The organism is Chromobacterium sp. S0633 (assembly GCF_024158805.1).
Classification (GTDB): domain Bacteria; phylum Pseudomonadota; class Gammaproteobacteria; order Burkholderiales; family Chromobacteriaceae; genus Chromobacterium.
In genome coordinates this window covers 36,620-52,268 of record NZ_JAMZGH010000044.1, presented here as the reverse complement: position 1 = coordinate 52,268, position 15,649 = coordinate 36,620, and the positions used below count along the sequence as shown (strand labels likewise).

13 protein-coding genes are annotated in these 15,649 nt (G+C 67.0%); 7 read left to right on the top strand and 6 right to left on the bottom strand.

All coding sequences use genetic code 11. The features are described 5' to 3' along the window. A partial coding sequence (locus NK214_RS20430) for a prolipoprotein diacylglyceryl transferase family protein (protein ID WP_253315364.1) occupies positions 1 to 318 on the bottom strand: 318 nt, incomplete at its 3' end. A gap of 83 nt (positions 319 to 401) precedes the next feature. Further along, positions 402 to 2,171 carry a protein-disulfide reductase DsbD gene (dsbD, locus tag NK214_RS20425; protein ID WP_235085210.1) on the bottom strand — a complete coding sequence of 590 codons (1,770 nt, stop codon included), beginning with the start codon at positions 2,169 to 2,171 and terminating at the stop codon, positions 402 to 404. Positions 2,172 to 2,280: 109 nt separating this feature from the next. Here dsbD and NK214_RS20420 point away from each other — a divergent pair, with 109 nt between their 5' ends. Continuing rightward, positions 2,281 to 2,946, top strand: coding sequence for a response regulator (locus tag NK214_RS20420; protein ID WP_107801442.1), 666 nt, complete (start codon positions 2,281 to 2,283; stop codon positions 2,944 to 2,946). Then, positions 2,943 to 4,250, top strand: a complete 1,308-nt coding sequence (locus tag NK214_RS20415) for an ATP-binding protein (RefSeq protein ID WP_253315363.1) — start codon at positions 2,943 to 2,945, stop codon at positions 4,248 to 4,250. The genes NK214_RS20420 and NK214_RS20415 overlap by 4 nt, the downstream gene beginning before the upstream one ends. Positions 4,251 to 4,370: 120 nt before the next feature. Here NK214_RS20415 and NK214_RS20410 read toward each other — a convergent pair whose 3' ends face one another. From NK214_RS20410 to gcvA, 4 genes are all read right to left on the bottom strand, one after another. Then, positions 4,371 to 5,468: a ferritin-like protein gene (locus tag NK214_RS20410; protein ID WP_107801444.1), complete on the bottom strand. Its 1,098-nt coding sequence runs from the start codon at positions 5,466 to 5,468 to the stop codon at positions 4,371 to 4,373. A 49-nt stretch (positions 5,469 to 5,517) separates the two neighbouring features. Continuing rightward, on the bottom strand, positions 5,518 to 7,473 hold the full coding sequence (locus tag NK214_RS20405; RefSeq protein WP_107801445.1) for a hypothetical protein: 1,956 nt from the start codon (positions 7,471 to 7,473) through the stop codon (positions 5,518 to 5,520). 179 nt (positions 7,474 to 7,652) lie between these two features. Further along, positions 7,653 to 9,257, bottom strand: a complete 1,605-nt coding sequence (locus tag NK214_RS20400; protein ID WP_253315362.1) for an FAD-binding protein — start codon at positions 9,255 to 9,257, stop codon at positions 7,653 to 7,655. Between the two features lie 191 nt (positions 9,258 to 9,448). Continuing rightward, positions 9,449 to 10,345: a transcriptional regulator GcvA gene (gcvA, locus tag NK214_RS20395; RefSeq protein WP_199225969.1), complete on the bottom strand. Its 897-nt coding sequence runs from the start codon at positions 10,343 to 10,345 to the stop codon at positions 9,449 to 9,451. Positions 10,346 to 10,481: 136 nt separating this feature from the next. On the opposite strand from gcvA, the gene NK214_RS20390 reads away from it, so the two are divergent. From NK214_RS20390 to NK214_RS20370, 5 genes are all read left to right on the top strand, one after another. Then, positions 10,482 to 11,474 (top strand): 2-dehydro-3-deoxygalactonokinase, encoded by a 993-nt coding sequence (locus NK214_RS20390; RefSeq protein WP_253315361.1) that lies wholly within the window; start codon positions 10,482 to 10,484, stop codon positions 11,472 to 11,474. Between the two features lie 53 nt (positions 11,475 to 11,527). Continuing rightward, positions 11,528 to 12,142 carry a 2-dehydro-3-deoxy-6-phosphogalactonate aldolase gene (locus NK214_RS20385; RefSeq protein WP_107801448.1) on the top strand — a complete coding sequence of 205 codons (615 nt, stop codon included), beginning with the start codon at positions 11,528 to 11,530 and terminating at the stop codon, positions 12,140 to 12,142. A gap of 9 nt (positions 12,143 to 12,151) precedes the next feature. Further along, a complete protein-coding gene (locus NK214_RS20380) occupies positions 12,152 to 13,597 on the top strand; it encodes an amidohydrolase family protein (RefSeq protein ID WP_253315360.1) in 1,446 nt (481 codons plus the stop codon). A 165-nt stretch (positions 13,598 to 13,762) separates the two neighbouring features. Continuing rightward, on the top strand, positions 13,763 to 14,155 hold the full coding sequence (locus NK214_RS20375; protein WP_107801450.1) for a RidA family protein: 393 nt from the start codon (positions 13,763 to 13,765) through the stop codon (positions 14,153 to 14,155). Between the two features lie 48 nt (positions 14,156 to 14,203). Further along, positions 14,204 to 15,646 (top strand): sodium:solute symporter family protein, encoded by a 1,443-nt coding sequence (locus NK214_RS20370; protein WP_253315359.1) that lies wholly within the window; start codon positions 14,204 to 14,206, stop codon positions 15,644 to 15,646. Positions 15,647 to 15,649 lie beyond the last annotated feature (3 nt).

Sequence of the window (15,649 nt, the reverse complement as noted above, 5' to 3'; positions counted from 1 at the left end):
GCGCAGCTCCGGCCGACGCCAGCCGCGCCACGCGGCCAGGGCGAGCGCGGCGGCGACGCCGGCCCAGGGCAGGAAGCCGCCGTCGCGCAGATCCAGCACCGCCAGCGGCCGCTGCGAGTACAGCGAAAACCAGTACAGGACGAAGCCGACGCGCGCGGCGACGAAGCCCCACAGCAGCATGTCGTTGAGGTGGGCCGCCACGCTGACGCGGCGGCCGCGGCCGGCGAGCAGGCCGGCGCCGTGGGCGGTGAGCCAGGCGGCGGCGATGATGGCCAGGCTGACCGGAATGGCCAGCGGGCCAAGGTTGAAAGCAAGCATGGTTCAGTCCTGTGCCGCGCGGAGCGGGGTGGCGGAGGCTATTTTTTTAAACGTTTGAATAGACTGGGTCCTTTCCAAAAGATTCAGCGGGCCCGCCGCGCCTGGCTCAGGCGTTCGAGAAAGGCGTCCGGGCCCAGCGCGCCGACGATGCGCTGGGCGCGGCGCTCCTGGCCGTCCGGGCCGATCAGCAACAGCGTGGGTGGTCCTATCACCTGGCGCGAGGCCAGCAGCGCGGCGCTGTCCGGGCCGGATTCGGTCACGTCGGGCCGCAGCAGCGTCATGCCGGCCAGCGCTTGTCGCACGAGGGGATCGCCAAACACCTTGTGCTCGATTTCCTTGCAGGCCACGCACCAGTCGGCGTAGTAGTCCACCAGCGCCCAGCGGCCTTGGCGCGCGGCCTCGTCCAGGCCCTGTTGCAGCGCGCGGACATCGCGCACGGTGACGAAGCCGAGTTGTTCCATGTCGGTGGCGGGCGCGGCCGCGGAGGAGACGAAGGCGAGCGGCCGCAGCGGATCGCTTTGCCCGGCGGCCGCGCCGATCAGCATCGCCGCCGCCCACAGGCCCAGCAGCGCCGCCGCGCCGCGCAGCGTCCATTGGCCGGGGCTGGCGCGCCAGGGCCGGCTCAGCGTCAGCAGGCCGACGGCGACGGCGAACAGCCACGCGCCCCACAAGGCCAGGCTGGCGGCCGGGGGCAGCACGCGGTCGAGGAACCAGATGGCCATGCCCAGCAGCAGGAAGCCGAACACCGCTTTGACCCGGTTCATCCACAGGCCGGGACGCGGCAGCAGTTTGGCCCCCAGCGCGCCCACCAGCAAGAGCGGCACGCCCATGCCCAGGCCCATGGCCAGCAAGGCCAGGCCGCCTTTGAGCACGTCGCCGCTGTCGCTGATGTAGAGCAGGGCGCCGGCCAGCGGCGCGGTCATGCAGGGGCCCACCAGCAAGGCGGACAGCACGCCCATCGCCGCCGCGCCGCCCAGGGTGCCGCCGCGCTGGCGCTGGCTGGCCATGGCCAGCCGGTCGCGCAGCACCGCCGGCAATTGCAGCTCGTAAACGCCGAACATGGCCAGCGCCAGCAGGATGAACAGCGCGGCGAACAGGCCCAGCGCCCACGGCGTTTGCAGCGCGGCCTGAAGATTGGCGCCCATGCTGGCGGCCAGCGCGCCCAGCGCCGCGTAGGTCAGCGCCATCGGCAGCACAAAGGCCAGCGCCAGGACCAGGCCGCGTCGCGGCGTGGCGCCGCTGCCGACGATCAGGCTGCTGAGAATGGGCACCATGGGCAGCACGCAGGGGGTGAAGGTCATCAGCAGGCCCAGGCCGAAGAAGGCCAGCAAGACCCAGCCGACGCCGGATTGCGCCAGCCGCGCCGCCAGCGCCTGGTCTTCGCCCAGGGCCGGCGCGGCGGGGGCCGTGCCGGCAAGCCCCGCCGTGGCGGTTTTAACGGCCTGGCCGCCGCCGGACAGCTCGACGACGCGATGCTGCGGCGGATAGCACAGCCCGGCTTCGGCGCAGCCCTGCCAGCTCAGCGCGAGGCGGCGCGCCTGGCCGGCCCGCACCAGCAGTTCCAGCCGCTGGTAATACACCTCGGATTCGCCAAAGAATTCATCATGGATGGTCTTGCCGGCCGGCATCGCCGGCGGCGGGACGCTGCCGGCGGGTTCGGCCGCGATCTTGATATTTTTGCGATACAAATAATAGCCGTCGCGGATGTCCCAGCGCAGGCGGACCTGGCCGTCGCCCAGCTCGCTGACGCTGAGGCGGAAGGCTTGTTCCGGCGGCAGAAAGCCGGTTTGCGCCTGGACGGTGGGCATCCAGAGGAAAAGCAGCAGCAACAGGCTGCGGAAAATAAGCGGCATTGCGGTCTCCATGGCGATGAATGCCCACAGCCTGGGCGCCGGGGATTAAGCCGCCGTTAACAATGGGATAATCCGTTGCCGGCAAGCTGGCGGCGACAAGGAGGCGGGAATGCGGGTGTTATTGGTGGAAGACAATGAGTTGATCGCGCTGGGCATCGTCGCCGGGCTGCGCGCCCACGGCCTGACGGTGGACGCGGTGGGCAGCGCGGCCCAGGCCGAGGCGGCGCTGGCGACGCTGGACGCCGATTTGATGATTCTGGACCTGGGGCTGCCGGACGAGGACGGCATGCGCTTGCTGGCGCGCTTGCGCGCGCGCGGCGCGGCGTTGCCGGTGCTGGTGTTGACCGCGCGCGACGCGGTGGAAGACCGGGTGGCCGGCCTGCGCGCCGGCGCGGACGATTATCTGCTCAAGCCCTTTGATCTGGACGAACTGGTGGCGAGGCTGCACGCCTTGCGCCGCCGCGCCGCCGGGCGTTGCGTGGACGTGATCGAGGACGGCCCGCTGCGGCTGGACCCGATGCGCGGCGAAGTCTGGCTGCACGGCCGGCCGGTGGCGCTGGCGCGCCGCGAACTGGCGCTGTTGGCGGCCTTGATGCAGGCGCGGGAGCGGATTCTCAGCGCCGAGCAGTTAAAGGACCGGCTCTACGATTACAGCGAGGAAATCGAAAGCAACGCCCTGAACGTGCACATCCACCATTTGCGGCGCAAGCTGGGGCCGGCGGTGGTGGAGACGGTGCGCGGCCTGGGCTACCGCTACGGCAGGGCCGGCGAATGAGCTTGCGTCTGCGACTGCTGTTATGGATAGGGGTGTCGCTGTGCCTGCTGTGGGGCGGCGTGGCGGCCTGGACGCTGCATGATCTGGACCGGCAGATGCGGCTGACGCTGGACCGGCGGCTGGCGATGTCGGCGCAGATGGTGGCCGGCCTGATGGAGCAATTGCCGGCGCCGCCGCCGCGCGCCGTGCCGCGTTTCGAGGGCATAGGCGCCGGCATCGCGTGCCAGATTGTTTCCGTGCGCGGCGAGGTGCTGGCGCGCACGCCGGGCGCGCCGGATACCCGCGCGGACCCGGCGCCGGGCTATGCCGAGCAAACCCTGCGCGGCGAGCGCTGGCGCAGCTATACGGTGGTGGCCAACGGCTTGCGGGTGACCACGGCGGACCGGCTGACCGAACGCGAGGCGATGTTGACGGATATCCGCTGGGCCGCCGCCGTGCCCTTCATCGCGGCCCTGGCCGGCAGCCTGGTGGCCTTGTGGCTGGGCGTGAGCCGGGGGCTGAGGCCGCTGGAGCGGCTGCGCCGCGCCTTGGCGCGCCGCGCGCCGGAAGCGCTGGAGCCGGTGGCCACTCAGGGTTTGCCGCGCGACGTGCTGCCGCTGGCGGACAGCCTGAATCAGCTCTTGCGACGCGTTGGCGAAGCGCTGCAACGCGAGCGGCGTCTGACCAGCGACGCCGCCCATGAGCTGCGCACCCCGCTGACGGCAATCAAGACGCATCTGCAAGTGGCGCGCATCACCCAGGGGCCGGACGCGGCGCAGGCGCTGGCCCACGCGGCCGAGGGGGCGGAACGCTTGCAGAACACCCTGGGGCAGTTGCTGATGCTGGCGCGGCTGGAAGGGGCTTTCGACTGGGAAGAAGGCCCTCCGGCCTGCGCCGACGAGGTGGCGCGGCTGGCGATGCGCGACGCGGAGCCCGCGCCGCCGCGGCGCATTGTCTGCGCTCCGCTGCCGGAGGCCGCGCTGGCCTTGCCCCAGGCGCTGGCGGCCACCGCGCTGCGCAATCTGCTGGACAACGCCTTGCGGTATTCGCCGCCGGACGCGCCGGTGCGTTTGGAGGCCGCGCTGTGCGAGGAGGGCTTGCGCTTTGAAATCCGCGATCAGGGGCCGGGGCTGACGGCGGAGCAGCGCGAACAGGCCGCGCAGCGCTTTTGGCGCGGGCGGCATGCCGGCGCCGGCAGCGGCCTGGGCCTGTCCATCGTCACCGCGATCGCCGGGCGCTTTGGCGGCCGTCTGGAACTGCTGGCCGGCGAGGAGGGCGGGCTATGCGCCGCCCTGACGCTGCCGGTGCTCAGAAGCTCTTCATAGCCTGCCGCGCTTCGCCGGACGCGGCGCGGCGAGCGCCCCTTTAAAAATGCGCATGCGCCCCTTGCGCATCCCGCTGTCTTTGCGGTTCCCGCCCTGGCGCGCTAGACCTTGAACAGGCGCTCAGGACGACGAATGCCGGAGCATGAACGGCGGCGCGGCCACCACGTCCGGCACGCTGCTGTTGACCGGGTTCCGCATCACTTTTTGTGCCACCAGCTTCAGCTCGTACATGATGCCGATGGCGGCGTCCAACTCCCGCGGCTGGCCGTTGAAGGTGCGGTCCAGCGCGGCCAGCAGGTTCTGGTAGGCCTGGTAGAACTGGGCGCCGCTGACGGCCGCGCCGCTGCCCGCCGGATAGTCTGACAGCGCGGCGTTGGGCAGCAGATTGAACACCCCGGTTTCGTCCAGCGGCACCGGCTCGCCGGTATAGGACCAGCCGGAGGGGCTGGAGTCGTCGCGCACCAGGCGCTTGCCGTAGTAGATCTCGCCAAACTTGAAATAATGGGCGTAGCCGCCGCCGGCTTCTTCCTTGGGGTTGATCCAGTCGTCCTCCACCTGCACGCCTTCGCCCTGGCGCACAATGGTGTCTATCACCACGCGGGCGCTGGCCATGTCGTAGACCTTGCCGTCCGGACAGCCCGGCACCTCCTGCGGGAACCACTGGCTGACGTCCACCTGTTCGTCCAGCCGCGGCTGGGCGAAGCAGTCGTGGCCGTGGTTTTCCAAATATTGCAGCCGTTCCAGGATGGCCTGGTAAAAGCGGCCGATGGAGTCGAAGCCGGGCTGGTTGTCGACAGAGGCCTGGGTCTCTCCGGGCAGGACGGCCTGGGTGTCCGGGCGTTCAATCTCCATGAACACTTCCTGAGCCTGCTGCCGGCTCAGCGCCTTGAGGGTGACGATCAGGCCGGTGTCCACGCACATCGGCAGCGGCCCCGGGTAGCTGAGCGCCCGGCCGTCTTCGATGACGCGCGGGTTGCCGCCGATGGCGATCAGGGTGTTGGCGGCCAGGGTCATGTGCAGCATTTCCTCCACCACCACGGATTGCACCAGCGCGCGCGCTTCCTGGTTCTGGCCGGGCTTGATGGAGAACAGCGCGGTCAGATAAGTGGGAATGGTGGACAGCTCCAGCCGCACCGCGCCGGCCAGCATGGTCCGCACATCGTTGATGTGCTCGGCCTGAAGCAGTTCGGCCATCAGTTCTTGACGTATCTTCAGCATGGCTTGGTTTCCTGGCTTGGTTTCCTTGAAAGAGGGGCGGTCTGGGCGCTCAGGCGTCGTTGCCCTTGCGGCTCTTGCTCGTGCTCAGAGAGCCGCGGGTGGCGGCGATGTCGGCCTCGCTGGGAGCCGCGCTCTGGCGCAGCGGGCAGCGCTTGCCGTACATCAGCTGGCGGTCGAAGGTTTTGCCGGTGCGGTCTATCACGTTCTGGAAATAGTTGATCAGCATGCGCCGCTTGCTGGCGGACAGGTCGCGCGTCACCGGCATCTGGTCCGGGTCTTCGATGGGCTTGTCGAACACGAAGCGCATGATGAAGGCGCTGGCGTCGGCCACCGCTTGCTTGGAAAAGTCGAACAGACCCTGGCTCATCACCGGGTAGAGGTTGGCGTATTGCTGCAGGATGGGCTGCACGTCCTCCCAGCGCGGGTTGTCCAGGTCGATGTCCTGGCCCGGCTGCGGGAAGCTGCTGAAAACCACGACGGCGAAATTGTCGAAGGGCTGTTGCAGCGCCGGATCGGAGCCGGCCAGATTGTAGTTGATGGTGAACAGCTGGCCGTCCATGTATTCGCGCGGGGTGCCGAAGCTTTCCGGCCCGTGCAGGGTGACGGCGACCCGGCCGGCCTGATCGGTGACCGGTTCCGCCGGGCTGAAGCGGACGGCGGCGTTGGGCACGTTGTTGACCGGCAACAGCGCGCGCGGGGTGGTGCCCTGAGTCTTGTCGGTGGGGGTGTCGCCGTAGTCCAGCATGGGCGCGCCGGCCCAGAAGGCCAGCGCCGCGCCGGCCAGCGGCTGGCCGTAGCGCGCCGCGTAGAGATGGGTGTGCAGGTGGTTCTTGTCCGGGTGGTTGGGGTCCAGGCGGATGGCGAAGTCCTCGGCGCGGACCTCGTTGCCCAGCAGCGCTTCGCGCACGCAGACCACGGCGCGTCCCTCCGCGCCCACCGGCTGGACGATGGCCAGCGGCAAGGGCTGATTGGCCAGCCGCAGCTGCGCCTCGTTCAGCGGCACGGACTGGATGCCGGCCTGCTGGTCTTGCAGCGTCTGCGAGGTGTCTACGCCGGCGATGGCGGTGTAGTCGCCCGGCCCTATCTCCGCGTCCTGCGCCGTCCATTCATTGTGCAGGATCGCGTATTGCAGCGACGGCAGCGCCGTCACCTGATAACGGCTGTCCAGCGGCAGCGCGTTGCTCAGGTCCACTTGCAGGCTGGCGGTATCCTGATCCAGCCAGGAGGAGAAACAGCCGATGCCGTTCTGGCTGGCAAGATCGCTGCCCTGTTGCGTGGTGGGCATGAAGCGGCGGCCCAGGATGAAGGAGCGCGGCTGGCCGAGATAGGCCGGGCCGATGGCGCCGAGCACGGTGCCGTAGCCGAAGCCGGGGTCGCTGTAGGTGGTGCTGTAGCCGTAGGTGGTCAGCCGGATGGATAGCCGGTTCTGCTCGCTCAACTCGATCAGGCGGGCCAGCAGCGGGCTGTCGAAGCCGTCCAGATGCCACTGGATATTGGTGAGCACGGACTGAAAGACGGCGGAGGCGGCGCTGTCGCCCTGGCTGGCGGCGCGGGAGAACCACAGGTCGCGGAAAGGGTTGCTCTGGTAGTCGGCGGTCATCAGCGGCGTGCCGTCCGGCTTGAGCAAGGACACCGCCAGGCCGTAGATGCTGGAGGCCAGCTGCCAGTCCGGGTCCAGATCCACCATTTTGCCGGACGGCTTGCCGATGGCGTTGCCCACGCTGCAGGACAGCAGCGGGTCTTGCGCCGGATCGGTGATCAGAATGCCGCTGGGGCCGCGCAAGCTGCTCACCTGGCAGTTGGCGAAGCGCATGATGGCGGTGCCGGTGGGGTGCCACCAGCCGTTGTAGGTTTTGGTGCGCCCGTTGTCCCCCGCCTGCTGATATTCCTGAAAGCGCGGTTCGAAAGTGGCGTTGTCGTAATGGCGCGGATCGTTGTTGACGGTGGAGACGTCGGACTGGAACTGGCCGGAAAAGGCCAAGCGGGGGAACTGCAGATAGCTCATATGGGCTCCTTGCCGGCAGGAAAATCCGCTGACGGCTTTTGTAGGCGATTTAATTCCATGGGCATAGCGCGGGTATAGGCGGCGCTGGCCATAAGGGCAATGTTCTTTAGGCCAGGAGGGGGGCCGGAGGGAAAGGACAGGAGGCCGGCGCGTGTCCCGCGCCGGCCGGAGCCGGGCGCTTATTCCTCGCCCAGCGACATCGCGTGATTGAAGACATTGCCCGGGTCGTATTTGCGCTTGATCGCCGTCAGCTCCGGATACAGCACGCCGTAATACAGCTCGCCCCAGCTATAGCCGGGCGTGCCCGGCTGAGCGCCGTTCAGCATGTCCACGTCCGGGTAGTTGATGTAGCAGCCTTCGTAGGGCGAATCCGGCAAGGCCGCCGAGGCCGGGTAGGGCGTGCCGTTGAAGCCGTCGGCGGCGTAGACGGCGTCGAAGAACTCGCGCATCCAGCGCACATGCTTGGCGTCGTTGGCCGGGTCGGTCCAGTAGCTCTGGTATTGCAGCTTCATCACCGAGGCGCGCTGCGGCACAGCGGTCTGGTTGTCGGCCGGATCGAAGCCGTTGTTGCCGGCGCCGCGGCGGTTGATCGCGCCGCCGTAGGAGTCCACTTGCAGCAGCGATTGGGAGAAGTCCAGATCGTGGGGATGGGTGTTCAGATGCCGGTGGATCGCCTTGCACTCGGTCTGGCTGAAGTTCTGTTTCATATAGGCGGATTTGTACTTGCCGCGCTGATTGTTGCCGGAGCCGTTCAGCGTCTGGGTGGCGTACAGCCAGTCCATCGCCTGCGCGTGTTCCGGCAAGGGCGCGCTGTTTCTGGGCGGCGAGCGGTGCGGGATGTGGGGCAGATGGCCGCCGCCGGGCAGATAGGTGTTCAGCAATTGCGGCGAGGCCACTTGCGCGATGCGTTGGTAAAAATCATTGAACGGCGCGGTGTCGTTCAGCTTGCCGTCCCGGTCCGTGTACTGCACCACCAGCCCCAGATTTTTGGCGCTGACATGGGTGAGCTTGAGCAGGCTGAACAGGCCGTAGCCTTCGGGCTGGCGGTCCGCTTCCAGCCAATACTCGCCATAGGTCTGCAGCAAGGCGGTGAAGCGGCCCAGGTCCTGGAAATCGTTCCAGTCGAATTGTAAGAGCTGTACGCCCACCTGTTGCGGCGCCGGCGGCAAGTCGTCGAAGTAATAGCTGGTGATCAGGCCGACGTTGCCGCCGCCGGCGCCCTTGCACAGCTTGAGCAGGTCGGCGAATTCATTGTCGGCGCGGGCGTGGACCTTGCGCGCCTTGCCGCCGTCCGCCAGCAGAATGTCCACCGCGCTCAGCCAATCCACGGTCAGGCCTTGCAGCCGCGACAGCAGGCCGTAGCCGCCGCCGCTGATATGGCCGCCGGCGCCCACCGAGTAGCAAGAGCCGCCGGGCACGGTCTTGCCGGTGAGCTTGTACAGGCCGACATAGCCGTCCCAGTTCTGATTGCCGGCCAAGAGCTGAAAGCCGTAACGGCGGCCATCCGCCGTCACGTCGCGGCGCAGGCCGGAGAGCTGGCCGATGTCTATGATCAGGCCGCCGGGGTTGTTGCTGACGAAGCCCTCGTAGCAATGGCCGCCGCTGCGGATGGTGGGTTTGAGACGGTGGTCCAGCGCGTATTGCAAGGCGGCGGCGGCTTCGTTCTCGTCGCTGCAGACGACGATGCCGCCGGCGGCCTGGCCGGCCTCCGGCCAGCGCAGATTGAAGCCTTTTTTCAGCGTTTCGTAACGGGGGTCGTCCGGGGTGATGGCATTCAGGCCCATGCGCTCTTCTCCTTGTGCGGCCGCGACGGCGGCTATGCGTTTTGAATGACATTGTTTTATAGACGAGCGGTGAGAGGGCGAGGCTGGCAAATGCTGAGCTTGGCCTTGGGGCGGGGGAGTCGCCTGGCTTCGACGGCCGTCGCGGCGCGGCTGTCTTGGCCGTGTCGCGCGTCGACAATGACGGGCTGGCGCTAGCCGATGTCGGCTTGGGGCGCGGGCAAGCCCTCGGCGGCTTCTTCAAACAGCCAGTCGCGCAAGGCCCGCGCCGCCGGCTGGTTGGCGTCGCGTTGCGCGACGCTCAGGTAATAGGCCTGGCGGAATGGCGCTTCGCCGCGCAGCGGCCGCGCCAGACGTCCGGCCAGCAAATCGTATTCCACGCACAGCGCCTGTCCCAGGGCGACGCCCTGTCCGTCTATCGCCGCCTGCAACAACATGGATTCATCCGAAAAGCTCAAGCTCGGCTGCGCCTTGAGATCCAGATCGATCTGGACGTGATCCAGCCATTGCCGCCAGCCGGCGAACTGCCGCTCGTGCAGCAGCGTGCATTGCGCCAAATCCCGCGGCCGCCGCAGGCGCCGGGCCAAGTCGGGGCTGCAGACCGGAAAGAAGGCGGAGGAGGCGAAGGGCTCGGTGTTGAAGCGGGCCGGCCACGGCGGTCCCGTGCTGATGACGATATCGGCGGCGGAATATTCGGCCGCCGGCTCGGTATGGATTTCCACCGGCAGGCCGGGGTGCCGTTTCAAAAACCGGTACAGCCGGGGAATCAGCCATTTGCTGCCAAACAGGCGCGGCACATGGATATTCAAAGCCGGCGCCGTCTGCAACATCAATCCGTCCGTGGCTTGTTGCAGCGTGCGGAATGACTCTCTGATTCTAGGTAAATAATGCTCGCCCGCCGTGGTGAGTTTTAAACGATTGTTTTGGCGTTCGAATAAGGGCTGATTCAGAAATTGCTCCAGCTGTTTTATTTGATGGCTGACGGCCGCCTTGGTGACGAATAATTCTTCCGCGGCTCGGGTAAAACTCATATGCCGCGCGGCGGATTCAAAAACTCTCAAGGCATGCAGCGGTGGCAGGCGTTGGTACATGATTTCCCCTCGTGCAAATAAAATCCGCCAGATCCATTCGTTTAATAAAACTAAACCGATGTCAAATATAACTGTCTTGCGATAAAAAATTAGCTCATTAACAATATCACACAAGTCCATTATTTAAAGCGTGGAAATGATATTGACCATTGATGCCGGCACCACGAATACCCGCGCTACCTTATGGCGCGATTCAGTGCCGATTGCGCGCGCGGCGCAGCGGGTGGGGAGCCGGGATACGGCGATGACGGGCAGCCGGAACGCATTGCGGCGGGCGGTGAGGGAAACGCTGGCGCAGGCGTTGAGCCAGGCAAATGCCGACATCGACGAGCCAAGCCTGCTGCTGGCGACGGGAATGATCAGTTCGAATATGGGCCTGTTGGAGATTCCCCACCTGCTGGCGCCCGCCGGCCGCGAGGCACTGGCCGCCGGGATGAGGGCCTGCGTGGTGCCTGAGGTGTGCGCGCGGCCGATCTGGTTTGTGCCTGGGGTGAAGAATCTGTCCGAGGACATCGGCCTGCACAACTGCGAGCGCATGGACATGATGCGCGGCGAAGAGGTCGAGGCGATGGCCTTGATCGACAGGCTGTCCATCCGCCAGCCGGCCATTCTGGCCATTCCCGGCTCGCATTCCAAATTCATCCATCTGGACGCGCGGCAGCGGATCGCCGGCTGCGTGACCACGCTGGCCGGCGAGCTCTTGCACGTGATTACCCACAACACCTTGCTGGCGGATGCGCTGGGCGGCTCGTTCGCCGCGGAGCTGGATGTGGAGATGTTGTTGGCCGGGGCCGAGCAGGCCAGCCGCATCGGCCTGGGCCGGGCCTGTTTCATGGTGCGCACGCTGGACCAGTTCACGGTGTACGACCACAACGCCAGGGCCAATTTCCTGTTGGGCGCGGTGCTGGGCGCGGACTTGCTGACCTTGAAAAACAGCCGCGCGCTGAATATGAGTCCGGGCACGCAATTCATCGCCACCGGCCGGCCGCTGCTGCGCGCGGCGCTGGGCTGCCTGGTGGCCGGCGATGAGTTCTTCTCCGGCAATGTGGCGATGGTGGACGAGGCGACGCAGGCGGATCTGGCCGGTCATGGAGCGATTTTGCTGGCGCGGACTCGGGGCTTGCTCTGAGAGCTTGTTCAAAGTCTCGTGGGCGGGGTGGTGGATTCAACAGGGAGCAAGAAATGGACAGCAAGCTGCCGCTGGTGGCGATTTTACGGGGCATCCGGCCGGAGGAGCTGGAGCTGCACGTGCCGGCCTTGATCGAGGCGGGCTTCGAGGCGGTGGAGATACCGCTGAATTCGGAGCGCTGGGAGGCCGGCATTCAGCTGGCGGCGCAGCGCTATGGCGATCAGGCGTTGATCGGCGCCGGCACCGTGCTGCGGCCGGAACAGGTGCGGCGCTTGGCCGAACTGGGCTGCCGCTTGATCGTTACGCCCAACGTCGATGCCGAGGTGATCCGCCAGGGCCTGGCCGCGGGCATGCAATTGCTGCCGGGCTGCGCCACGGCCACCGAGGCTTTCGACGCCATCGCGGCCGGCGCGCGCCGGATCAAGCTGTTCCCCGCCGGCGCGCTGGGGCCGGCTTATGTGGCCGCCTTGCGGACGGTGCTGCCGGAAGCGGTGGACATCTACGCGGTGGGCGGAGTGAGACCGGAGACGCTGGCGGATTATCTACGCGCCGGCTGCCGGGGGGCGGGGCTGGGCGGCGAGTTGTATCGCGCCGGCCAGCCGCCGGAGAGGACGCGGGCGCAGGCGCGGGCTTTCGCCCGCGCTTACCGGGAGGCAATGGCGGGATAGGAGAGCAATATGCGATACGACTACTTGTTCAAGGGCGCCTTGGTGGCGGACGGCAGCGGCGCGCCGGAGCGGCGGGCGGATGTCGGGGTGATAGGCGAACGCATCGCGGCGGTGGCCGCCGAGCTTGACGGCGACGCCGGACAGCGCATCGACTGCGCCGGCCTGGTATTGGTGCCCGGCTTCATCGACGTTCACACCCATGACGACCTGGCGGTGATCCGGCGCCCGGACTACCTGGAAAAAACCTCGCAGGGCGTGACCAGCATCATCGTCGGGAACTGCGGACTCAGCGCGGTGGGCGCGGTGCTGGGCGACGAGGTGCCGGCGCCGATCAATCTGCTGGGCGAATTGGAGGACTTCCGTTATCCGGACCTGGCCAGCTACCGCGCCGCCATCGAAGCGGCGCGGCCCTCGGTCAACGTCGCCACCTTGATCGGCCACACCACCTTGCGGCACCGCTGCCTGGCGTCGCAGCAGGGGCCGGCGGACGAGGCCGGCATCGCCGCGATGCGCGAGCATTTGATCCTGGCGCTGGAGCAGGGCGCGCTGGGCTTGAGCACCGGCCTGTCCTATGACAGCGCGGCGCAGGCGTCCACCGAGGAAGTCTGCCGGCTGGCCGCGCCGCTGGCCGAATACCAGGGCGTCTACGCCACCCATATGCGCACCGAGTACGACGGGGTGCTGGAGGCGATGGAGGAAGCCTTCCTCATCGGCCGCAGCGCCAAGGTGCCGGTGCAGATCTCGCACCACAAATGCGCCGGGCTGAAAAACTGGGGACGCTCGGCGGAGACGCTGGCGCTGATCGACATCCGGCGCCTGGGGCAGGACATCAGCCTCGATTGCTACCCCTACCGCGCCGGCTCCTCCAATCTCGACCCCGGCCAGGTCACCGCCGACTACGACATCCTGATCACCTGGTCCGCGCCGCATCCGGAGATGGCGGGGAAAACCCTGCAACAGATCGCCGGCCTCTGGGCGTGCGACATCCACCAGGCGGCCGGCCGCCTGCTGCCCGCCGGCGCCATTTACTTCCAGATGCATGAGGACGATGTGCGGCGCATCCTGAGCCACCCGGCGGCGATGGTGGGCTCGGACGGCCTGCCCTGCGATCCCAATCCGCATCCGCGGCTGTGGGGGACTTTCCCCCGGGTGCTGGGCCATTACAGCCGGGACTTGCAACTGTTCCCGCTGTCCACCGCCGTCCACAAAATGACCGGCCTGCCGGCGCGGCGCTTCGCGCTGCGCGACCGGGGCTTGATCCGTGCCGGCTATTTCGCCGATCTGGTGCTGTTTGACTACCAGCGGATCGACGACGTCGCCAGCTTCCAGCAGCCGCGGCAGGCGGCGGCGGGCATTGAGCGGGTCTTCGTCAACGGGGTGCAAACCTATGCCCAGCAGCGGCTGAGCGGAGTCCGCGCCGGGCGGTTCTTGAGCAGAAGCCGTCAGGCCGGTTAGAGCGTGTTTACGCTCTAGCGAGCAAGAGCGAGACAAGGCGAAAACGGCTGAGAAAGCGGAATGTGCATACGGTACATGAGCATTTCGAAGCGGTTTTCAACGCCCTTGTCTAACTATTCCGCCGACGCGCAGCAGATCGTAAACAGGCTCTTAGGGAGAGGCAGCATGATTAAACGTTATGGAGTAAGCGGCAGCGCCGGCGCCGGCGGGCAAGCGCTGCCTTTCGCCGCGGCGGCGGCGGCGGACGGCTGGTTGTACGTGTCCGGGCAAACCCCGATGCGGGACGGCGAAATCATCGCCGGCGGCATCGTGGAACAGTCGCGGCTGGCGATACAGAACTGCCTGGACATTGTGGCCGAGGCCGGCTTCGCGCCGGCGGACATCGTGCATATGCAGGTCTTTCTCAGCGACGCCCGTTATTTCCCCTCTTTCAACCGGGTGTTCCGCTCGTTCTTCGCCGAGCATCCGCCGGCGCGGGTGTGCTGCGTGGCGGAGCTGGTGGTGGATTGCATGGTTGAGGTGGACATGAGGTGTTTTAACGCCAAGTTCAAATATTAAGCATGTTGCGCCAGGCGCGGCAGCGCGGCCGATGAAAAGGAGAGGGCGATGGCGAATAGCGATTTTCTGACATGGTTTCTGATCTACGCCGCCGGCATGATGACATTGGGCTGGTATGTGACCCGGCATCAGAAAACCGGCGAGGACTTCATCCTGGGCGGCCGCAAGATGCCGATGCTGCTGACGCTGGGTTCGACGGTGGGCACCATGGTGGGCACCGGCTCCAGCATCGGCGCGGTCAGCTTCGGTTACGCCAACGGCTGGGCCGGCATGTTGTACGGCGTTGGCGGCGCCACCGGCATCCTGTTGACGGCCTGGTGGTTCGCGCCGGTCCGGAACCTCCGCTTCATGACCATGAGCGAGGAGGTCTGCTACTACACCGGCGGCAGCAAGCTGGTCAAAAACCTGGTGGCGGTCATCATTTTCTGCGCCTCCCTGGGCTGGCTGGGCGCGCACATCCTGGGCGGCGGCCTGTACCTGGCCTGGGCCTCCGGCATTGATATCCGGGCGGCCAAGACCATTGTCGCCGTCGGCTTCGTGTTCTACGTCGGCATCGGCGGCTACAAGGCGGTGTCCTGGATCGACACCTTGCAGTCCATCGTGCTCTTCCTCGGCTTCATCGTGCTGGCGGCCCTGTCGGTGCGCCATGTCGGCGGCTGGGAGGTGGTGGTGAGCCGGACCGATCCGGCCGCGTTCACGCCCTTCGGCATCGGCAAGCTGGGCCTGCTGCCGGCCTTGTCGCTGGCCGCGGTGATCGGCGTGGGCGTGCTGGCCACGCCCTCCTACCGCCAGCGCATCTACGCCGCCGAATCCGCCAGCGTGATCCGCCAGTCCTTCATCATCACCGGCCTGCTGTATATGGGTTTTTCCTTTCTACCGGCCATCATCGGCATGGCCACGCATGCGATGGAGCCCAATCTGGCCAATAGCAGCTTCGCCTTCCTGCACGCCACCACCGCTTTGCCGCAGGCGCTGGCCGTGGTGGTGCTGATCGCCGGCATGTCGGCCAATATGTCCTCCGGCAGCTCGGACGCGATTGCCGGGGTCTCCATCATCCTGCGCGATCTCTACGTCTGGCTCCGCGGCCGGATGCCGCCGCCGGAGCGGGCGATTGCGCTGTCCCGGCTGTTCCTGCTGCTGGTGATCCTGCTGGCCTATCTCTTCGCGCTGACCTCCAACGACATCATCGGCTACATCACCAAGATGATCTCCATGGTGATGTCCGGCATGTTCGTCACCGTGCTGCTGGGCCGTTTCTGGCCGCGCTTCAATTGGCAGGGCTGCATCGCCGCGCTGCTGGGCGGCAGCCTCGCCTCGCTGGCCGTCATCCTGTCGCCGTCGTGGCTGGCGCGGCTGGGCAATCCGGTGATTCCCGCGGTGCTGCTCAGCCTGCTGCTGGCCGTTGTCGTCACCTGGCTGACGCCGGCGAGCGCGCGTTCCCGGGAGGAGGTGCTGGAGATGATTACGACTGAGCGTGAAAGCCATGGCTGAGAA